At 61.3% G+C, this 19,878-nt stretch carries 23 protein-coding genes; 14 read left to right on the top strand and 9 right to left on the bottom strand.

The genetic code is table 11. The features are described from left to right. A partial coding sequence (locus BOO71_RS27640; RefSeq protein WP_175607367.1) for a hypothetical protein occupies positions 1 to 945 on the top strand: 945 nt, incomplete at its 5' end. Positions 946 to 1,168: 223 nt separating this feature from the next. Here the strand turns inward: BOO71_RS27640 and BOO71_RS04845 are convergent. The 3 genes from BOO71_RS04845 to BOO71_RS04855 all read right to left on the bottom strand — a co-directional run bounded on the left by BOO71_RS04845 (position 1,169) and on the right by BOO71_RS04855 (position 2,569). Next, complete coding sequence (locus BOO71_RS04845) at positions 1,169 to 1,594, bottom strand: type II toxin-antitoxin system VapC family toxin (RefSeq protein WP_075830837.1); 426 nt, start codon at positions 1,592 to 1,594, stop codon at positions 1,169 to 1,171. Next, entirely contained in the window at positions 1,591 to 1,971 is a 381-nt protein-coding gene (locus BOO71_RS04850) for a helix-turn-helix domain-containing protein (protein ID WP_075830838.1), read from the bottom strand. The genes BOO71_RS04845 and BOO71_RS04850 overlap by 4 nt, the downstream gene beginning before the upstream one ends. 208 nt (positions 1,972 to 2,179) lie before the next feature. Beyond that, entirely contained in the window at positions 2,180 to 2,569 is a 390-nt protein-coding gene (locus BOO71_RS04855; RefSeq protein WP_029477988.1) for a helix-turn-helix domain-containing protein, read from the bottom strand. 333 nt (positions 2,570 to 2,902) lie between these two features. On the opposite strand from BOO71_RS04855, the gene BOO71_RS04860 reads away from it, so the two are divergent. After that, on the top strand, positions 2,903 to 3,154 hold the full coding sequence (locus BOO71_RS04860; RefSeq protein ID WP_075830839.1) for a hypothetical protein: 252 nt from the start codon (positions 2,903 to 2,905) through the stop codon (positions 3,152 to 3,154). A gap of 57 nt (positions 3,155 to 3,211) precedes the next feature. Here BOO71_RS04860 and BOO71_RS04865 read toward each other — a convergent pair whose 3' ends face one another. The 3 genes from BOO71_RS04865 to BOO71_RS04875 all read right to left on the bottom strand — a co-directional run bounded on the left by BOO71_RS04865 (position 3,212) and on the right by BOO71_RS04875 (position 5,629). Continuing rightward, a complete protein-coding gene (locus tag BOO71_RS04865; RefSeq protein ID WP_075830840.1) occupies positions 3,212 to 4,750 on the bottom strand; it encodes a carboxypeptidase M32 in 1,539 nt (512 codons plus the stop codon). 49 nt (positions 4,751 to 4,799) lie between these two features. Further along, positions 4,800 to 5,312: an NfeD family protein gene (locus BOO71_RS04870; protein WP_075830841.1), complete on the bottom strand. Its 513-nt coding sequence runs from the start codon at positions 5,310 to 5,312 to the stop codon at positions 4,800 to 4,802. 74 nt (positions 5,313 to 5,386) lie between these two features. Further along, positions 5,387 to 5,629, bottom strand: coding sequence for a hypothetical protein (locus tag BOO71_RS04875; protein ID WP_139322754.1), 243 nt, complete (start codon positions 5,627 to 5,629; stop codon positions 5,387 to 5,389). Positions 5,630 to 5,852: 223 nt separating this feature from the next. On the opposite strand from BOO71_RS04875, the gene pgi reads away from it, so the two are divergent. Together pgi and BOO71_RS04885 are read left to right on the top strand one after the other, a co-directional pair. Next, positions 5,853 to 7,490, top strand: a complete 1,638-nt coding sequence (gene pgi, locus BOO71_RS04880; protein WP_075830843.1) for a glucose-6-phosphate isomerase — start codon at positions 5,853 to 5,855, stop codon at positions 7,488 to 7,490. Positions 7,491 to 7,531: 41 nt separating this feature from the next. Continuing rightward, on the top strand, positions 7,532 to 8,107 hold the full coding sequence (locus tag BOO71_RS04885) for a Uma2 family endonuclease (RefSeq protein WP_075830844.1): 576 nt from the start codon (positions 7,532 to 7,534) through the stop codon (positions 8,105 to 8,107). A gap of 24 nt (positions 8,108 to 8,131) precedes the next feature. Here BOO71_RS04885 and BOO71_RS04890 read toward each other — a convergent pair whose 3' ends face one another. Further along, complete coding sequence (locus BOO71_RS04890; protein WP_075830845.1) at positions 8,132 to 8,494, bottom strand: FUN14 domain-containing protein; 363 nt, start codon at positions 8,492 to 8,494, stop codon at positions 8,132 to 8,134. A 140-nt stretch (positions 8,495 to 8,634) separates the two neighbouring features. Here BOO71_RS04890 and BOO71_RS04895 point away from each other — a divergent pair, with 140 nt between their 5' ends. The 5 genes from BOO71_RS04895 (at position 8,635) to BOO71_RS04915 (ending at position 13,541) form a co-directional block, all read left to right on the top strand. Further along, on the top strand, positions 8,635 to 9,240 hold the full coding sequence (locus BOO71_RS04895) for an RNA polymerase sigma factor (protein ID WP_075830846.1): 606 nt from the start codon (positions 8,635 to 8,637) through the stop codon (positions 9,238 to 9,240). A 247-nt stretch (positions 9,241 to 9,487) separates the two neighbouring features. Continuing rightward, positions 9,488 to 10,039: a hypothetical protein gene (locus tag BOO71_RS04900; protein ID WP_075830847.1), complete on the top strand. Its 552-nt coding sequence runs from the start codon at positions 9,488 to 9,490 to the stop codon at positions 10,037 to 10,039. Positions 10,040 to 10,175: 136 nt separating this feature from the next. Beyond that, the gene (locus BOO71_RS04905; RefSeq protein ID WP_083653012.1) at positions 10,176 to 11,102 is read left to right on the top strand and encodes a DUF4384 domain-containing protein; all 927 of its coding nucleotides are present in this window, start codon (positions 10,176 to 10,178) and stop codon (positions 11,100 to 11,102) included. A 286-nt stretch (positions 11,103 to 11,388) separates the two neighbouring features. Continuing rightward, entirely contained in the window at positions 11,389 to 12,537 is a 1,149-nt protein-coding gene (gene pdhA / locus BOO71_RS04910) for a pyruvate dehydrogenase (acetyl-transferring) E1 component subunit alpha (protein ID WP_075830848.1), read from the top strand. Next, on the top strand, positions 12,534 to 13,541 hold the full coding sequence (locus tag BOO71_RS04915; RefSeq protein WP_075830849.1) for an alpha-ketoacid dehydrogenase subunit beta: 1,008 nt from the start codon (positions 12,534 to 12,536) through the stop codon (positions 13,539 to 13,541). Before pdhA ends, BOO71_RS04915 begins: the two co-directional genes overlap by 4 nt. 18 nt (positions 13,542 to 13,559) lie before the next feature. Here BOO71_RS04915 and BOO71_RS04920 read toward each other — a convergent pair whose 3' ends face one another. Together BOO71_RS04920 and BOO71_RS04925 are read right to left on the bottom strand one after the other, a co-directional pair. Then, complete coding sequence (locus tag BOO71_RS04920) at positions 13,560 to 14,000, bottom strand: PIN domain-containing protein (protein WP_075830850.1); 441 nt, start codon at positions 13,998 to 14,000, stop codon at positions 13,560 to 13,562. Then, positions 14,000 to 14,290: a hypothetical protein gene (locus BOO71_RS04925; protein WP_075830851.1), complete on the bottom strand. Its 291-nt coding sequence runs from the start codon at positions 14,288 to 14,290 to the stop codon at positions 14,000 to 14,002. The genes BOO71_RS04920 and BOO71_RS04925 overlap by 1 nt, the downstream gene beginning before the upstream one ends. 168 nt (positions 14,291 to 14,458) lie before the next feature. Here BOO71_RS04925 and BOO71_RS04930 point away from each other — a divergent pair, with 168 nt between their 5' ends. The 5 genes from BOO71_RS04930 (at position 14,459) to BOO71_RS04950 (ending at position 19,820) form a co-directional block, all read left to right on the top strand. Beyond that, complete coding sequence (locus tag BOO71_RS04930; protein WP_075830852.1) at positions 14,459 to 14,785, top strand: hypothetical protein; 327 nt, start codon at positions 14,459 to 14,461, stop codon at positions 14,783 to 14,785. 68 nt (positions 14,786 to 14,853) lie between these two features. Continuing rightward, positions 14,854 to 17,931, top strand: coding sequence for a carbamoyl-phosphate synthase large subunit (carB, locus tag BOO71_RS04935; RefSeq protein WP_075830853.1), 3,078 nt, complete (start codon positions 14,854 to 14,856; stop codon positions 17,929 to 17,931). Continuing rightward, entirely contained in the window at positions 17,928 to 19,022 is a 1,095-nt protein-coding gene (locus BOO71_RS26275; protein WP_175607368.1) for an AbiTii domain-containing protein, read from the top strand. Before carB ends, BOO71_RS26275 begins: the two co-directional genes overlap by 4 nt. A 199-nt stretch (positions 19,023 to 19,221) precedes the next feature. Then, positions 19,222 to 19,422, top strand: a complete 201-nt coding sequence (locus BOO71_RS04945) for a type II toxin-antitoxin system VapB family antitoxin (RefSeq protein WP_075830855.1) — start codon at positions 19,222 to 19,224, stop codon at positions 19,420 to 19,422. A gap of 8 nt (positions 19,423 to 19,430) precedes the next feature. After that, the gene (locus tag BOO71_RS04950) at positions 19,431 to 19,820 is read left to right on the top strand and encodes a PIN domain-containing protein (RefSeq protein ID WP_217694847.1); all 390 of its coding nucleotides are present in this window, start codon (positions 19,431 to 19,433) and stop codon (positions 19,818 to 19,820) included. The last annotated feature ends 58 nt before the right edge of the window (positions 19,821 to 19,878 follow it).

Here is a 19,878-nt window from a genome sequence, read left to right on the forward strand (position 1 = left end):
AAATCTGAGATTCCACACTCTTATCGTGTTGCTAGAGAATATGCCCTAGAAGCTATTAAAATGGGCGATCCTAATGGATATAGACAACTCGCATTAGTATATATTTCTGTAAGAAATTTTGATGATGCAGAAGAAGAAATTAGACAATATATTCTGAAAGAATTAAACACGGTAGATATACGAAATTTCCTAAAAGATTTGTCCAATAGGCTCTTTAATAGAGTGGGTGATGGAATATCTCTCAATGGTGATTTATTTATTTTCATCAATTTCATAGATGCAGAATTTGTCAAGCTTTTTGAAATTGAAGATATTAAAAGCTCATTTGAGTTTTATAAGGTCAGTCGCTTCATTTTAAAAAGAAAAAATCAATCTAGCGAAGTATTAGCCTCAAGTATTAGAGGGTACTTCATTAACAGGGAAGAAATTGATAATTGGGAAATGGCTGGCGCTCTCAATACATTAGCTGCTTTGCTTGCGAGAAATAATAGGGATGTAATAGACTTTTATAAAAATATTATATGTCTAAATTTACTAAACAATTTTGATGAGAATTCGGCAGCAGCGTTAAAGGAAGGCGTGATTAGCTACTTAGAAGAGCATTTTAAAATAAAGAAAGTAAATATTATTGATCCAGGAGCTATTTTTCCCGAAAATATCGATTTCAGTGATACAAATATAATTTTTAAAAACGCGCTCTTATCTGAGATGGAGCGACTTCACTCGTTAGAGCGGACTAACTATATTAATCTAAAAATCGATACAATAGAGCAGTTATCAAACTATTTAAATAGAGATGTGCTGATAAATCGAAATAAAATTGGTGGTAAAAATCGAGAGAATATTGATGATATGGCAAATAATATTGCAAATCGCGCTGTAAGTACAACTATCTCATTTCTCTCTAAGGCGGAAGGATTTCTCACAAATTTTCGTAAGAAATAATCTTTTAGCTTTAAAGATTATAAATGTGCCAATCAACATATTGTAATTCATACATTAACATAATAAGCTTACTATCATTTATAGAATCTAGAATCTACTCCGGCTTCCGCTTGTATTGTTGGCTGGGGCGGCTGGACTTACAACCCCAGATGCAGCCGAATCCTGCCATTCAACTCGCACATCAGGTCTTCGGGAACGTGACCCAAGCGGCGCAGCACGCGGCTCAGGGCTGCCAGACCATCCCCGCCAATACCTCTTCAGCCACCTCGCGCAATTTCAGGTCAAAGGTCATGAACTGCAATCCCAGGGGCGCAATGGCCTGGGCGGCGGCCAGATGCACGGCGTCATAGGCGCGCAGGGTGTGGGCGGTGGCCAGGTGGGCGGCGTCCTGGAGCAGTTGTTCGTCCACGGCGACGTGCCGGATCGTCGGCCAATCGCGCCCGATGTCTTGCAGGGCCGCGCGGTACGCCCGTTCGCTGATGGCCTTGCGCTGTCTGCGGCCCGCCAGTGCCGAATGCAGTTCAACGTAGGTGATGGCGTGGGTAATGTCCCCACTGGCCTGGGCCTGGGCCACACGAACGTCCTCATGCCCAGGTTCATCGGTGTACAGCCGGGCCAGGGCCGAGGTGTCCAGGTACAGCAGCGTCAAAGCTCCGGCCCCCGGTGTTCGTGCAACACGTCTTCAATCGGCGGGCCGCTGACCGGGGCCAGTACGGCGGCCCCCTGAACCTTCAGCCCCCACGGTTCACCGCCCAGCAACCTGAGCGCGCGTTCGCGGGCTGCCGCCTCGGCGGCGTCCGGGACATCTACCACCTGAAGGATGTCGCCCACATCCGCCTGCACGCCCAGCCGCCGCAGACCGATCACCAGATCGACGAGGGTGCTGAGTTCCACCCGCTCCACGCGGGCGTTGTACAGGGCGTTGACGGTGGCCGGGCGCATGCGGGCCGCCTGCGCCAGTTGCTTTTGCGTGATCTTGTACCGCCGTAATAACCCTGCCAGCTCCACCCGCATCTCTCCAGTCATGATTCCCTCCGAGAGAATGATAATACTCTCAGAAGGAATCCGTGCAGTGGGATTCACGGTTGCTTCTTGCCCACGCTCTTGCCTGGGCTTTCGCCTGTGGTGGCGGGCGCATCTGTGGGTGCTTGCCATTGGTTTCCCCATTGGCCGTGAACCAAAAAGAAGAAAGGCCAGAGAACCACGTCTCCGGCCTTTCTATTCTCGCTCAACCTTAATTCAGGATGCGCTTGAGGTGCAGGTAAATCTCGTACCAGTCGCCCTTGTCGCGCGGGCGTTTGCCACGCAGTTCGATGCGCGACAGCGTCTGCACCCAGTCGGGCGTGATCTGCGGCCCCAGCGTGGGATCGGCCACCAGATCGGCCAGTCCCTTGGGCATGGACCCCTCGGTGGACGCGCCGTAAAATTCGACGCCCTCCAGCAGATCATGAACCGTGATGGCGTAGGACGCCGCCAGGGTTTGCAGGGTTTCCAGGCTGGGGTTGGTGCGGCCACGTTCCAGATCGCTGAGGTACGGGACGCTGATCCCGGCAGTCTCGGCGACGTCTTTGAGCCGCAGCCCGCGTTCGCTACGGAGTTCGCGGAGTCTTTCGTGCAATTTCATGTGTCACCTCCTTGGCTGCGGCTTGGCCTCACTGGCTCTGCTTTATTCGCGTGCTGAACGCGGGAAAACAGATTCGGCGTGCCGCCTGGGACTGCTCTTTTTCTGCGGGCGCGGCCCCGAGTGGGGGCGTTTGCCTGTGGGCAGAATCGGGCAGCCTTGGTTGGAGTGTAACACCGTTCTCCACTACGGTCAATACAGAATACGGGGGGCAGAGTTCTTGCACAGCCGTCCGCCGCTCTGCTATAGTCGTAATCAGCAGAAGGTTTTCTCCAAAGTCGATTTTCCTATCTCTTCCCCCTCGCGGCCCCCTCAGGCTGGAAGGAGTCCACAGTTATGCGCGCACTGGACACGATTGCCGAGAGCATCCGCGTGGGGTACGTTCACCCCACCACCGTTTTAAACACCCTGATCGAAGTGGAAAACGACGGCGGCCTGCTGGCCGTGCGCCGTGTGGAGCGTCAGTTGTGCCTCGGCACCCACGCCCTGCGCGAACGCGGCCACCCCAACACGGCGCTGGCCCAGAGCTGGCTGGGCGCGGCCCGCGCTTACCTGATCACGCAGGCGGAGCGCAAACAGGCGGTCTGAAAGGAAGAGGGAAAACGGCCCGGACATTAGGTTCCGGGCCGTTCCTCTGTTTCGTGTTTAGCTTTCCGCCCCGTCCAGCCCGTAAATCTCGCCGTACTTTTTGTGCAGATACGCCACATACGGATCGGCGCTCAGCGGGCGTCCGGTGGCCTGTTCGGTGATCTGCGTGGGCGTCAGGCTGCGCCCGAATTGGTGAACATTCTCGGTCAGCCACGCCAGCAGCGGCGCGTATTCGGCGTTCTGGATGCCCTGTGCAACCCCCGCGTCCGCCTGCGCCGCCTCCAGCAGTTGCACGCTCAGCAGGTTGCCCAGCGCGTAGGTGGGAAAGTAGCCGATCAGCCCGGCGGACCAATGCACGTCCTGCAACACGCCCTGCGCGTCGCCCTGCGGCGTCAGCCCAAGGTACTCCTGCATCTTGGCGTTCCACGCCTCGGGCAGTTCCGAGACCTTCAAAGTTCCTTCCAGCAGCGCCAGTTCCAATTCAAAGCGCAGCATGATGTGGAAGTTGTACGTCACCTCGTCGGCCTCCACCCGGATCATGCTGGGATTGACGCGGTTGACGGCGCGGTACAGGGTTTGCGCGTCCAGTCCGGCGGTAACTTCGGGGGCGGCAGCCTGAAACTGCGGGAAGTAGCGTTCCCAGAACGGCAGGCTGCGGCCCAGCAGGTTCTCGAACAGCCGTGACTGGCTTTCATGCACGCCCAGACTCGCGCCGCCCGACACCGGGGTCCGCTCCCAGCGCCCGGAGACGCCGCGCTCGTACATGGCGTGCCCGGTCTCGTGCCACGTTCCGAACAGGCAGGCGGGCCAGTACGGCTCCACCCGCGTCGTGATCCGCAGGTCCGAGCGGCTGAAATTGGTCATGAACGGGTGCGCGCTCTCGTCCTGGCGGGCAAAGGAGCTGTTCAGTCCGAACGCCTCGCCCGCAATTTTCCACGCGAAGGCTTTCTGCGCCTCGGCGGGGAAGGGCCGCGTCAGCACGCCGTAATCCGCCGCGTCCTCTGCCGCCGCGATGCGCCTGAGCAGCGGCAGGGTCCGGTCCCGCAGGTCCGCGAAGATGGTCTTGACCGCCCCCGCCCGCATTCCCGGCTCGTAATTGTCCAGCAGCGCGTCGTAGGGGTGTTCGTCGTAGCCGCGCAGATCGGCCTCGCGGCGGGCCAGCTCCATCATTCGGGTCAGGTGCGGGGCGAAGGTGGCGAAATCACTTCCCTTCCGTGCCGCGATCCAGGCGTGGTGGGCCTCGTTCTGGGCGCGGGTCCGCTCCTCCACGAACTCGGTGGGCAACTTGGTGGCCTTCTCGAAATCACGCCGCGCCACGCGCACGATGGCCTGATCGGTGTCGTCCTGCGGCGCGGCGGCGTCCAGCAGCTCTCCGGTTTTGTCGTCCGTGAACATCGCGTGGGTCAGGCCCGCCAGGGTGGACAGTTGCAGGCCCCGCACGCGGGCGGCCTCGTCGGGCATGCTGGTTTCCTGCTCCCAGGACATCAGCGCCTCCGCCGCGCCCAGATCGGACACCTGACCCAGACGGCGGCGCAGCTCGGTCATGGATGGCTCGGTCACGGTTTCGGGTGTGGAGCTGGATTCGGTTGTGGTCATGCTTCAGGGTAACGCCGGAATCAGCGCTCAGGCTAGAGTCCCGAACGCCTCACGCCCCGTCCCACAGCTTCACGTCCAGCACGCCGCCCTGCTGACCGATCACGATGACCGCGTCGCCGGGATGCAGGGCGTCGTCGCTGTGGGCCGCCAGTTGCGTGACCTGCCCGGAAATGGTCACGGCCACCCGGCCCGGACGCCCCGGCGCGGGCGAGATCAGCACCTCGCCCGTGCGCCCCGCCAGCCGTCCCATGCCGCCGCTGACCTCGCCGCGTGTGCGGGCCAGCCGGAACAGGTACGCCGTGAAGCCGCCCACCGCCAGTCCGCTGACCAGCGCCATCACGAACTGCACCGTCACGGACGCCCCGATCAGCCCGCCCAGCACCCCGGCCAGCCCAAAAAACGTGGCAAAGCTGACCAGCGCCCGCAGGCTGAACCACGAGGCGATGTCTCCCGAGCCGGGATGATCTGCGGTGAGGTCATGCCCACCAACATCATGCCCGCCCAGCAACGACAGCCCGAACAGCACGCCGCCCACGATCAAGCAGATCAGATAGATGCCCACAGCAAAGTCCCCCTCTGCCGCCTGTTACGCGGCGGGGGGGGGAAAGGTTGCCAGCGTCCGGCCCTGCGTCCGGCTCAATTCCTGGTGGCCTGGGTGGCCCAGCGCAGGCGGCCCACCAGTTTGAGGGTCTGGCGGTTTTCCTCGGCCAGCAGGGCGCGGCTCAGGCTTTCGGGGCAGAACTGAAGGGGCGGGGTGGCCTGGAGGGGAGTGGTCTGGGACTGTAGCGGGGGGGGGCGAAACTCGTGCAGTTCAGGACTGCCCAGCACGGTGCTTTTCTGGAGGTTCCACCGTCTGCCTGAATCGAAGGACCTGATCATGGCCCGAGTCTAGAAAACGCCCTGGCACAGCGCTCTGACGCGTGGGCGGCGGCAGGTCGGGGCCGGGCCGTTTAGGGAGCGGGGGGGTCCGCGCCGGATTGGGGCCGAGTTCAGGTGTCTGAACGCCCTATGCCCCGGCCCGGGGGTGGGCGCTATGCTCCGGTGGACTGTTCCAGACCGCCCTGTTTCTGCCGCCCCACACCCCTGCCCACGGAGGTTTCCCATGTCCACCCGCCTGACCGAAATGCCCGCCTGGACGGCTTTAACCAGCCACTACCGGATGATGAAAGACACCCTGCTGGCCGACCTGTTTGCAGGCGATGACCGGCGCGGCGAACGCCTGAATGCCGAGGGCGCGGGCCTTTATCTGGATTACAGCAAGAACCGTGTGACAGACGAGACGTTGAAGCTGCTGCTGGCGCTCGCCCATGAAACCGGAGTGGAGGTCAAACGCGACGCCATGTTTGCGGGCCAGCGCATCAACGTCACCGAGAACCGCGCCGTCCTGCACACCGCCCTGCGCCAGCCACGCGGCGCAACCGTGATGGTGGACGGCCAGAATGTTGTCCCGGACGTGCATGAGGTGCTGGACCGCATGGCGAAATTTGCTGATGCGCTGCGGGCCGGGCAGTGGGCGGGCTTCACGGGCAAGCCGATTAAAAACATCGTCAACATCGGCATCGGCGGCAGCGATCTGGGGCCAGTCATGGCCTACGAGGCGCTCAAGCATTACGCCCAGCGTGACCTGACCGTGCGCTTCGTATCCAACGTGGACGGCACCGATCTGGTGGAAAAGACCCGCGATCTGGACCCCGCCGAAACGCTGTTCATCGTCAGTTCCAAAACCTTCACCACGCAGGAGACGATGGCCAACGCGTCCTCGGCCCGTGCGTGGTTGCTGGCGGCGCTGAACGATGAGGCAGCCGTCGCCCGCCATTTTGTCGCCGTGTCCACCAACGCCGACGCCGTGCAGAAGTTCGGCATCGACACCGCCAACATGTTCGGCTTCTGGGACTGGGTGGGCGGGCGCTACAGCATGGACAGCGCCATCGGCCTGAGCCTGATGCTCGCCATCGGCCCGGACGGCTTCACCGAACTGCTGGCCGGATTCCACGAGATGGATGAACACTTCCGCACCGCGCCGCTGGAGAAGAACCTCCCGGTGCTGATGGGCATGCTGGGCGTCTGGTACAACAATTTCTTCGATGCACAGTCCCACGCCGTGCTGCCGTATGACCAGTACCTGCAATTCTTCCCGGCCTACCTGCAACAACTGGACATGGAGAGCAATGGCAAGCACATCACCCTGGACGGACAGGCGGTGGACTACCAGACTGGGCAGGTGATCTGGGGGCAGCCGGGCACCAACGGCCAGCACGCCTTTTACCAGCTTATCCACCAGGGGACCAAGCTGATTCCCTGCGATTTCATCGGCTTCTGCCAGACCCTGAATCCGCTGCCTACGCCGGACGGCCCGCCCCACCACGATCTGCTGATGGCGAACGTCTTCGCGCAGACCGAGGCGCTGGCCTTCGGCAAGTCGCTGGACGCCGTGCTGGCCGAGGGCGTGGACCCGGCGCTGGCCCCGCACCGCGTCTTCGACGGCAACCGGCCCACCAATACCCTGCTGGCCGACAGGCTCACACCGCGCACGCTGGGTGCCCTGATCGCCCTGTACGAACACAAGGTCTTCGTGCAGGGGGCCGTGTGGAACATCAATTCCTTTGACCAGTGGGGTGTGGAGCTGGGCAAGGTGCTGGCCGGGAAGATCGTGCCGGAGCTGAAGGCAGGCGCGGAGCCACAGTTGGCGCATGACAGCAGCACCAACACGCTGATCAGGCGGTACCGGGACCGGCGCTAGGGCTTGAGTCTTCGGGGGGCCGCTCGCCTTAAACTGGTTCCATGTCTGACCCCGCCCTGCGCCTGCTGACCGAACAGGATTATCTGGCGTCCGAGGAACTCAGCCCGGTGCGGCGCGAGTACGTGGACGGCTTCGTGTACGCGCAGGCCGGGGCCAGCCGCACGCATGGCCGTGTGGCGAGCAATATTTTACGGGTGCTGTTGAATGCCACTGAAGGCGGCCCATGCTGGGTCTATGCCAGTGACATGAAAGTCAAGCTGAGGCGTGCTGGTGGCCTGCGCTATTACTACCCCGATCTGGTGGTGGTTTGCGATGAGGACAACACAGAAACCCACGCCGAAACCCGTCCCTGTCTGATCGTCGAAATCCTCAGCCGCTCCACCCGGCAGGTGGACATGACCTTCAAGGCGCAGGACTACCTGAGTTTGCCCAGCCTTCAGGGCTATTTGCTGGTGGACAGCGAGGCGCAGGCGGCGGAACTGTATCGCCGCTTACCCGGCGGCGGCTGGACGCAGGAAACCGTTCAGGACACCCTGACCCTGCCGTGCGTGAATGTGGCCCTGTCCCTGGCCGAGATTTACGCCGGGGTGCGTGTGGAGCCAGCCGTGGAAGAGTGAGCGCCGAAGCTGACTGCCCGCCTTCTAGATCCGTATTCGCAGACCCAGCAAAAAGCCTGCCGTGAAGGCCCCAGCGAAGGGCAGATTTGCCAGCAGCACGCGCTGAAACCACGCGGCCCCCTGTTCGCTGCCCTGTTTCAGGGCGGGTTCGGCCACCGATTGCAGGTGCAGCCAGTTGATGGTCACGATGTCGAAATACGACAGCAGTTGCAGCGCAATGAACAGCAGCCCCACGATGATCAGCACAAAACGCCCCACGGCTTTTACGGCCAGCGCGGTGGCAAAGCCCAGCAGCGCGCCCACGCTCAGCTCGGGCAGCAGCGGGCGCAGGGCGTCGAGAAAGCCGGGATCGGTGGAAGTTGGGGCGACGGTAGAAGAGGTAGTCATAGTGGATGGCCTGATGCAAAGCCTATCAGGGCCGCCTGTCAGCGCGCATGGCCGGGATGTTATGCACAAAAGGGGAGAGGTGGGCGGGGACCTGTTCCCTCTGCCCTCCCAGCGCGGCGGGACGGTATGGTAGGCAGGACGTGACCTCGCCGCCCGATCCTGCCGCCCCACCTGTCCCCGCCCCTGATGTCGTTTCGCTGGAGTTGCTCTCCCGGCTGACGGCGGGCGACGAGGCCGCGTGGTACGCCTTCGTGCAGGAGTACGAGGGCCGCATGTACGGTTACCTGTACCGTCTGGAGGGCAACCCCGAGGACGCCCTGGACCTGACCCAGGAAGTGTTTTACCGGGCGTGGCGCAGCATCCGCACCTTCCGGCCCGGCGAGCGGGTGCTGCCGTGGCTGTATCAGGTGGCGCGCAACACCCAGATCGAGTCCCACCGCCGCAAGCAACTGCAACGCTTCAGCCTGGAGCAGGCGCGCGAGGACATCGGTTTCGAGGTCACCTCTGAAGCGCGTTCCCCGGTGCGGGCCGCCGAGAGTGCCGACGCCCAAGACCGCGTGCAGCGCGCTTTGCTGAAGCTGCCCGACGATTACCGCGAGGCCGTGGTGCTGCGCTTCGTGGAGGACATGCCCTACGAGGACATCGCCCGCATTCAGGGTGTGGCGGTGGGCACGGCCAAGAGTCGGGTCTTCCGCGCCAAGGAACAACTGGCCGAACTGCTGGCCGACGTCGCCGACGTGAATTAGGTCAATCTCCAGCGCATGTCTGCGGGGGCCGCGTGACCGCCTCCTGCCCCCGGACCTGCCGCGCCCATTCATGGAGCTTTGCTCAAGCGCGCGTCAGCGGAAAGCCAAGCTGCTTTTCAGCAACGGGGCCGCCCCATTCACGACACTGCTCTCACGCCACTGCCCTCACGCCACTGAGGGGCGAGGCCGTGAAAGCGGACCAATTCCCGTTTTTGTTTACAGAAGAGTTTTTTACAGGAGGACCATCATGGCAAGCATTCAAAGTGTGATCGAGGATGTCAAGGACAGCGTGCAGGACTCCGCCCACCGTCTGGAGGGCAAGGCGGCGATAGAGGCCAGCAAGGCGTTCGTCAAGGGTCAGAAGAAGATGACGGCGCTGCTGGCCGAGCAGCAGAACGAACTCAGGGACATTCGCCAGGATTTGAAGAAACTCCGCAAGCAACGCAAGTCTGGCGGCGGCTTCCCCTGGACGCTGGTGCTGCTGGCGGGCGGAGCCTACGCCCTCTACCGCAGCAATGCGGGCATTCGCGATCAGATCGACGGGCTGCTGGGCAGGGTGGACCCTGGTATCAAGGGCAACCTGACCCGCGCGGGCGACGCCGTGAAGGACGCTGCGTCCGATGTAATGGACGGCAAAAGCCCGGTAGACGCCGCGAAACGTGCGGGCGGCGAGTTGCAGCGTGCCGGGGAAAAGGCTCTGGACGGCGCGAAGGACACCGCTGCCGATCTGAAGCAGGACGCGCAGGCGAAAGCCAAAGACCTGAAGGACGACGCGCAGAACGCCACTAAAGGCAACTAAACACAGTCCCAAAAATGGGGTCAGTCGGGAAGCATTTCCTGGCTGGCCCCGCCTTCTTTTGCCCGCCGCAACATGGTGTGCGCCAGATGACCGCGCAGGTCAGTCTCGGATCATCACCCCGTCCCACACTCTGGGCATGAAAACTTTCCCCTCGCCCATCAAATCAGCCCTGTCTAAGTCAGCGCTTGCCAAATCAGCACTGTCTAAGTCATCACTGGCCAAGATCGCTCTCGGCCTCAGCGTTGCGCTGGCGGCTGGCCTCAGTGGACCCGCCCTGGCCGCGCCCAAGATCAGCGCGCAGAGCATCATCGTCAACCCGGTGCAGACCACGGTGGATGTCAAGGTCTGGACAGACCGCGACAGCAGCGGCACGCGCACGCCGTCCTACGCCCCCGGCGAGCGCATTCGCCTGTACGCCAGCGTGTCTCAGGACGCCTACGTGTACCTGTTCAATGTCGATCCCAACGGTCAGGTGGACCTGATTCTGCCCAACCGTTATCAGGGCGGCGCGAACTTTCTGAAGGCGGGCGCAGTCAAGGTGTTTCCAGCAGCGGGCGATCCCTTCACCTTCGACATCGCCGCCCCCTACGGCCTGAACAAGGTGCTGGCGCTGGCAAGCAAGACCGAGCTGAATCTGGACCAGATCGCCACCTTCAAGAGCGGCCAGAACAGCTTCGCCGACGTGAACGTCAAGGGGCAGCAGGGGCTGGCGCAGGCGCTGAGCATCGTGGTCACCCCAGTGCCGCAGAACACCTGGGACAGCGCCACGGCGTTCTATCAGGTGGTGGCCCGCACAGGTGCGGCGGTTCCCGCCCTGCCCACGCAGCCCGGCAATCCCTGGGGCAACGCCCGCAAGTGGCAGACCGTGGTCAGCGCCCCCTCTGACCTGCGCGCCCTGCACGACAGCTATGCCGCGCGCCTGAAGGCCGAGGGCTACACGCAGACCAAGCTGAAGATCAAGAACAACGAGATCGAGAGCGAGTACCGCCGGGGCAACGACGAGGCCGAATTGCAGGTCAAGCGCAAGGGCAACGGTGTGGAGATCAAACTGGAACGCGACTGATCGCACCGACAATCTGGAATAGAAAGAGGAGGCTCTGCGGGGTCTCTTTTTTTGTCTTGCCGGGCGCTGGAGCATTCGGTGCCGCCGGGGTCATCTGCTAGGCTGGGCGCACACTGACCCGTCCCCACTGGAGCTTTCTGCCGATGCATTCGCCTGCCAAGCCCACAGCCCACAAGCTCAGCCGCCTGCTCAACCAGCGCCGCGCGCCCTGACTGCTGGCGTGTCCGCCGCCTGTGGGTATCCGGGCGGCATTTCCCCTTCGTTCCCACGCTCTACCGGAGGCTGTATGACCCGTTCCAAATCCAAGCCCAGGCCCAAAACTGAACCCAATCCCACCGACGCCGCTTTTGACGCCGCTGCCGCCGCCTACGAGCAGGCGGGGGACATGTTCCAACTGATCGCGCCAGACGGCACCAGCACGGGTGCGGGCGAACTCCCGGACCCCGAGACCCGCCTGCGCCTGTACCGCGAGATGCGCCGGGCGCGGCACTTTGACGAGCGCGGCTGGGTGCTGTACCGCCAGGGCCGCCTGGGCGTGTTTCCGCCCTTCGGGGGGATGGAGGCCAGTCAGGTGGGCACCGCTGCCGCCCTGACCGCCGACGACTGGCTGTTTCCCACCTACCGCGATACCGGGGCGGCCCTGACGCTGGGCCTGCCGATTGCGCGGGCGCTGGCGTACTGGCGGACCTCTCCGCACGGCTGGGCCATGCCCGAGAACCTGAAGGTGCTGCCCTTCTACATCCCGATTGCCACCCAGTACCCGCATGCGGTGGGGGCGGCGCTGGCCGAGAAGCGCAAAGGAACGAAGAACGTGGCGATGGCCTACATCGGCGACGGCGGCAGCAGCGAGGGCGACTTCCACGAGGCGCTGAACTTCGCCGGGGCGCTGGAAGCTCCGTGCGTGTTTATCCTCCAGAACAACGGCTGGGCCATCAGCGTGCCGACGCGTTCGCAGACCAAGGCCACCAATCTGTCCAAACGCGCCGACGGCTACGGCATCCCCGGCGTGCGCGTGGACGGCAACGACGTGCTGGCGACGTACCACGTCACGCGCGAGGCGGTGGAACGGGCGCGCAGGGGAGAGGGGCCGACGCTGATTGAAACCGTGACCTACCGCGTCAAGCCGCACACCGTCGCTGACGATCCCAGCCGCTACCGCACCGACGCCGACAACGAGGGCTGGGACGCCAAAGACCCGGTGCTGAGGCTCCAGACCCACCTGATGAGCGAGGGCCTGCTGACGGCGGAATCTGAGGCCGCGCTGCTGAAAGAGGTGGCCGATGAGTTCGAGGCTGCCCTCAAGGAAGCCGACAGCTACCCGGACCCCGAACCCGCCGAGATTCTGGACCATGTCTTCGCCGAGCCGACACCGCAGCTCAGGCGGCAGCGCGAGCAGATTCTGAGCGAGCAGGACTCGAACAAGGACAACGCATGACCGCCACCGCACCAAAAACAGACACCAAGACCATGACCATGATCGCCGCCATCAACAACGCCCTGGATCTGGCGCTGGAGCAGGACGACACCGTCCACATCTTCGGCGAGGACGTGGGCGTGATGGGCGGCGTGTTCCGCGCCACCGACGGCTTGCAGGCCAAATACGGCATAGACCGCGTGTTCGACACCCCGCTGGCCGAGGCCGCGATTGTGGGCATGGGCATCGGCATGGGGCTGGCGGGGCTGAAGCCGGTGGCGGAAATCCAGTTCGCGGGCTTTCTGTACCCGGCGCTGGATCAGGTGCTGTCGCATCTGGGCCGCTACCGCCACCGCACCCGCAGCCGCTACCACCTGCCGATGGTGGTCCGCGCACCCTACGGCGGTGGCGTGCATACCCCCGAGCAGCACGCCGACAGCCCCGAGGCCATCCTGGCGCACACCCCCGGCATCAAGGTGGTCATTCCCAGCACGCCCGCCGACGCCAAGGGCCTGCTGCTCTCGGCTATCCATGACCCGGACCCGGTATTCTTCTTTGAGGCCATCAAGCTGTACCGCAGTGTCAAGGAAGACGTACCAGTCGGCGATTACCGCATTCCGCTGGGCAAGGCCAGAATCGTGACCGAGGGCGATGACGTGACCGTGATCTGCTACGGCGGCATGGTGGAGGTGGCCCAGAAAGCCGCCGCCGCTGCCCAGAGTGCCGGAATCGGCGTGGAGGTCATTGACCTGCGAACCCTGGTGCCGCTGGACACCGATACGATTCTGGCAAGCGTCCAGAAGACGGGCCGCGCCGTGGTGGTCACGGAAGCGCCGCGCACGGGCGGTTTTCACAGCGAGATCAGCGCCGTGATTGCCGAGGAAGCCATTGAATTTCTCCGCGCCCCGATCATCCGCGTGACGGGCTTCGACGCGCCATATCCGCCATTTACAGCCATTGAGGATGTGTACCGCCCGAACGCGGTGCGGGTGGCGCGGGCGATTAAATCGGTGATGGGGTACTGAGCTGAGTTGGGGTGGAGGCTAACCCGCCTCTGCTCCGTCCAGAACCCCGTACAGCACATCGGTTCGCCACACGCTCAGGCCGCAGCCGAAGAAGTCGCGGTCCTCCGTCCAGATTTCGGCACTCAAGGCCAGCGCCAGCGCCAAGGTGGGCCAATCGTCCGCATCATCGGGAATGCGGGTACGGGCCTGGGCTTCCAGATGCTGGTACTGATTTTCTGAGGCCACGAAAATCTTTCTGGCGTAGAGGTCCAGCGCATCGGTTTCAATGCCCTGCCGAACCTCTGGCGAGAGGTTGGAGCGCTGAGCCACGAACTTCAGGCGGCGGGCGAATTCATGGCGGAATTCACCGTCGGCGCGTTCTGTGATTAGCAGCTCCAGCCGTGGATCGTCCAGGCGTTTGAGTCCGCGTTTGCGCAGGCACTCGCCCACCAGAATATTGGTATCAATCACCAGCAGCATCAGGGCATCGGGGCAAACAGGATGTCTTCCAATTCATCCACGGAGATTTCCATTGCCCGCGCCGCGTGTTCCATCGTCGCATTAAGCTTATCCGCCGCCTCCCGAATCTCTGTAGGGTCAGGGCGCTTGAACGGCGTGTAGTACCCAATGGCCTTCCCATGCCGCTCCACCACAAACGGCTCGTCGGCGGCCAGCAGTTGCGTGGCCTTGTCCTTGAATTCCTTGATTCCCACACGGCGGGGCGAGCCAGGTGGGGCGGTAGGTTTCGGTTTTCTGGCGGTTGTGGTCATGGGTTGGCCTCCACAGGGTTGATCGGTAAAGTAGACACCAGTATAGTCAGAATTTGGTTGAAGAAATGGGCCATTTCACAGATGCTTTCCTGCGGCAGAGGGCCTATGCTCCAGCCATGAGGACAACAGGTGGACCAGGGCTGTGAGTGCGACTGGAGCGCACCACACATGGCAAAACACAGTTATGAACGTGCCCGCTGGGATCGGCGGGAAGCGCGGCGGCGCGTCAGCATCGGCGGGTGGTGGGTCAGGGGTTTGAGAGATGCCCCCACAGGCAACCGGGAAATTCAACGGCAACAAGTCGTTCAGGCCACCCGCAAGGCCATCAACGGTTCCATCCACAAACGCATGAGCAAGGTGGCCGGACGCTCTCACCGTCTCTGGCGGCAGCAGGCCCACCACATCGAGCGTCTGCACACTCTCGGCGGGCACGACGCCGCCGATGACCTCGATCCGCAGCCCCGGCGGCTGGGCATCATGTGGGGCATTCACTAGAAGGTCTGCCCTTACCTACCCATGCCCTCCCCGCCTCACCCCCGCGCGTGACATACTCCTTCTCTGGAATGCCCAAGCGAACTGACCTCCACACGATCCTAATTCTCGGCAGCGGCCCCATTCAGATCGGGCAGGCTGCCGAGTTCGACTATTCCGGGACGCAGGCGCTGAAAGCCCTGAAGAAAGAGGGCTACCGGGTGGTGCTGGTCAACAGCAACCCGGCGACCATCATGACCGATCCCGATCTGGCCGACGCGACGTATCTGGAGCCGCTCACGCCCGAATTTGTGGAGAAGGTGATCATCAAGGAGAAGCCCGACGCCCTGCTGCCCACACTGGGCGGCCAGACCGCGCTGAACCTGGCGATGCAACTGCACGAGCGCGGCACGCTGGAAAAGTACGGCGTGGAGCTGATCGGCGCGGGCGTGGAGGCCATCAACAAGGGCGAGGACCGCGAGCTGTTTCAGGCCGCCATGAAGAAAATCGGCATTGAAACGGCGAAGGGCAAGATGGTTCACAGCATGGAAGAGGCTGCCGAGTATCAGAAGGAACTGGGCCTGCCAGTGGTCATCCGGCCCTCGTTCACCCTCGGCGGCACGGGCGGCGGCATCGCGCACACCTACGAGGAATTCCTGAGCATCACCGAGGGCGGCCTGCGCGACAGCCCCGTAACATCCGTGCTGCTGGAAGAAAGCATCCTGGGCTGGAAGGAATACGAGCTGGAGGTGATGCGCGACACCGCCGACACGGTCATCATCATCACCAGCATCGAGAACTTTGACCCGATGGGCGTGCATACCGGGGACAGCATCACCGTGGCCCCGGCGCAGACCCTCAGCGACGTGGAATACCAGCGGTTGCGCGACATGTCCCTCGCCATCATCCGCGAGATCGGCGTGGCGACGGGCGGCAGCAACATCCAGTTCTCGGTCAACCCGGTGGACGGGCGCGTGATCGTGATCGAGATGAACCCGCGCGTGAGCCGCAGCAGCGCATTGGCGAGCAAGGCCACCGGGTATCCGATTGCCAAAATCGCCGCGCTGCTGGCGGTGGGGTACACGCTGGACGAACTGCCAAACGACATCACCCGCGTCACGCCCGCCGCCTTTGAACCCAGCATTGATTATGTGGTGACCAAGATTCCGCGTTTTGCCTTTGAGAAATTCCCCGGCAGCTCCGATCACCTGGGAACGCAGATGCGCAGTGTGGGCGAGGTCATGGCGATTGGGCGCACCTTCAAGGAGTCGCTGCAAAAGGCCATGCGAAGTGTGGAAAGCGACGTGCGCGGGGTCTTCGCGGCCATGTCGCCAGACGAGCTGCGTGGCCTCCTCTACCCCAATCCGCGCCGATTGGAAGCGGTGATCGAGCTGCTGCGGCGCGGTGAAACACTGGAGCAACTGTTCGACGCCACCAAGATTGACCCGTGGTTCCTGGGCCAACTGCGCGAGATCGTGGCCGCCGAGGGCGAAATTCTGGAGCTGGGGCCGATCAAGGGCTGGAAGTACGAGTACTGGCGCGAGGTCAAGCGGCTGGGCTTTTCCGACGCCCGCATCGGCGAGATCGTGGGCCTGAGTGAGCTGGAAGTCCGCGCCCTGCGGAAAGAGGCGAAGGCCACCCCGGTCTACAAGACGGTGGACACCTGCGCCGCCGAGTTCGAGGCGTACACGCCGTACCACTACTCCACCTACGAGTGGGAGGACGAGGTCACGCCCACGGACCGGCCCAAGGTGGTCATCCTGGGCAGCGGTCCCAACCGCATCGGGCAGGGCGTGGAGTTTGATTACGCCACCGTTCACGCGGTCTGGGCCTTGCAGGACGCCGGGTACGAGACGATCATGATCAACTCCAACCCGGAGACGGTCAGCACCGATTACGACACGGCAGACCGACTGTATTTTGAGCCGCTGACCTTTGAAGACGTGATGAACATCGTGGACCACGAGAAGCCCGTGGGCGTGATCGTGCAACTGGGCGGGCAGACGCCGCTGAAGCTGGCGCGGCGGCTGGAGGCGGCGGGCGCACCGATCATCGGCACCAGCCCCGACGCCATCGACGAGGCCGAAGACCGCGCCAGCTTCAACGCGCTGTGCGAACGCCTGGGCCTGCCGCAACCTGTGGGTAAAGTCGCCATCCTCAAAGACCAAGCAATTCAATACGCTGACGAACTGGGCTTTCCATTGATGGTGCGTCCCTCATATGTGTTGGGAGGACGAGCAATGCGGACGGTTCGCAGCATGCCGGAACTCATTCATTATTTGGATGAAGTTTACGAGCATGTGGAAGGGCGTCCCAGCATCCTCCTCGATCAGTTTCTGGAAGGGGCGCTGGAGCTGGACGTGGATACGCTGTGCGACGGGCAGCGCGCTGTGGTGGCCGGGATCATGGAGCATGTGGAGGCCGCCGGGATTCACAGCGGCGACAGCGCCTGCGTGCTGCCTCCGGTCAGCCTGAGCGCCGAGCTGCTGGCCCGCGTGAAGGCCGACACCGAGCGGCTGGCGCTGGCGCTGGGTGTGCGCGGCCTGATGAACGTGCAGTGGGCGGTCAAGGACGACGTGGCGTACATCCTGGAGGCCAACCCGCGCGCCAGCCGCACCGTCCCGTTTGTGAGCAAGGCCGTGAACCACCCGCTTGCCAAGAGTGCCGCCCGCATCGCCGTGGGCCACACGCTGGAACAGATCGGGCTGCTGGAGACCCCGGTTCCCGCTATGTATTCCGTGAAGGAAGTTCACCTGCCCTTCCTGAAATTCGCGGGCGTGCTGCCCATCCTGGGGCCGGAGATGAAAAGCACTGGCGAGAGCATGGGCATAGACGCGGACCCGTATCTGGCGTTCTACCGGGCGCAGTTGGGGGCCAAGAACAACCTGCCCCTGAGCGGCGTGGCCTTGCTGCTGGGCGACGGGCTGGACGATGTGGCCGCCACGCTGGAAGGCGCGGGCCTGAGCGTGATCCGCGAACAGGACGGCGACAAGTTGCCCGACTTGCTGATTGATGTGACCGAAAGCCGCCTGCTGAGAACGGCGCTGGAACGGGGCGTTCCCATCGTGAGTACGCGGGAAGCCGCCGAATGGACGGCGAAGGCCATCGCCGGGGCGAAAGGGGTGGGGGAGTTGGGGGTCAGGAGTTTGCAGGAGTGGGTCACTCCATGACTCTGTTTGCAGAAATTAAACGAGACATATTGGACGAATCCATCAAGCTAAGCTCCATACTACGAAAATTAAAGGTTTTATCCGTAAGTCTTGAAGACGACTCTCTGGCAGAATGGGTGAATAGAGAGATTAAAGGGTACACCGGCGTTCCACTTGATGACTATCCTGAATATCGTGTCTCTGCTGCACTAAACAAAGGTCACTTCATTGGGTGGGGTGGTAGGCAAATGAACAATGTGGAGGTCCATACTTTAGGACTTCCTGAGTTCGCTCGGGATTTTGCATCCAAATTATGGCTAGAAGCTGGAATTAACGAGATTGAACGGATGAGGGAGAAAACTGGTGATGATTGGCGACAGCCCTGGCCACCTGATTTTGTAGCAACCATTGCCTCACAGTTTTTTGAGAATTACAGGGCGATGCAAGTATGGAAAACAGTGCCTGACAGCGCTTTAGAATACGTCCTTTCTACTGTGAGAGATAACATACTAGACTATATTCTAGATATGGAAAAGAAAAATCCTATACTTCTTTTAAAAGAATCTGCACTAGAAAATGTTGAGTTGAAGGATGCAAAAGAAGCAACAAGTATATTAATTGATAACAAATCCAAAATCCAAAAAGGTCCTGATAAACCCATTGCTGCCAAGCCAATGAAGATCTTTATTTCATATTCCCATAAAGATGAGAAATTTCGCGAGGATTTAGAAAGTCACATCAAGATTCTGAATCGTAGGGGATTGATCAGTGTTTGGCATGACCGTCGCATTAGTGCTGGGCAAGATTGGAAGAATCAAATAGACAATAATTTAAAGGAGTCGGACATAGTTTTGCTTCTAATAAGTTCTGATTTCATTGCTTCGGATTATTGTTATGATATAGAGGTTGATCAAGCTTTAGAAAATCATAGGATCGGCAAGTCGGTGGTGATACCGATAATCGTTAGAACATCTCTTCTCACTGACAGTAAATTTATGCACCTACAGGCACTGCCAACTGATGCAAAGGCGATCTCAACGTGGGCGGATAGAGATGAAGCTTTTACAGTTGTTACTCGCGGCATAGAGGGGGTGATATTGGACAGGCGGTAAAATGGGTGTTTTTAAATGATAACACTGAAATAAATACTCTGCTAAATCACACTTGCTAAAAACTTGAAGTTTAAACACTATCTGCCCCCGCTTCGGCTTTCGCCCGTGGTGGGGGCGGGTGGGGGGTTTGGGGGTTGGCTAGAGGCCGCTTCGCCACCCCAGCGACAATTCTACACACGCCGCTGTGTAAACTCTGGACATGGCGACGAATCTTCAGATTGACCCCCAATTGCTGGAACGCGCCCTGCAAGTGGGCGGCAAGCGCACCAAACGCGAAACGGTGAACGAGGCGCTGACCGAATACATCCAGCACCGCGAGCAACTCAAAATTCTTGACCTGTTTGGCACCCTGGATATGGACAGTGAGGAGGAAATGCGCGCCCAGCGCAAACGCTCTTGAATGTCATTGTGGACACCGATGTCTGGTCAGAGGGCCTGAGAAAGCGTAGCGGTGGGCCGTCCCCCGAAGCCGCTCTCCTGACCGAACTGATCCGGGAAAGCCGCGTGCAGATGCTGGGGTGTATTCGGCAGGAAGCGCTCCAGGGTTGCCGTGACCGCGCCCAATTTGATCGCCTGCGTGCGGCGCTGGCCGCCTTCCCAGAGCGTCCGCCGATGCAGGCCGAACACGAATTGGCTGCCGAGTTCTTCAACCTGTGCCGCAGCCACGGCATTCAGGGCAGCAGCACGGATTATCTGATCTGCGCCTGTAGCGTTACCTGGGGTCTGCCGATCCTGACCAAAGACCGGGACTTCGCCCGCTATGCTGCATACATTCCGCTGACACTCGTACAGGTCTAAAGCTCCCGCGTCCGCTTCGGCTTTCGCCCGTGGTGGGGGCGGGCGGGGGGTTTGGGGA

It is taken from the genome of Deinococcus marmoris (assembly GCF_001949125.1).
GTDB classification, from domain to species: Bacteria; Deinococcota; Deinococci; order Deinococcales; family Deinococcaceae; genus Deinococcus; species Deinococcus marmoris_A.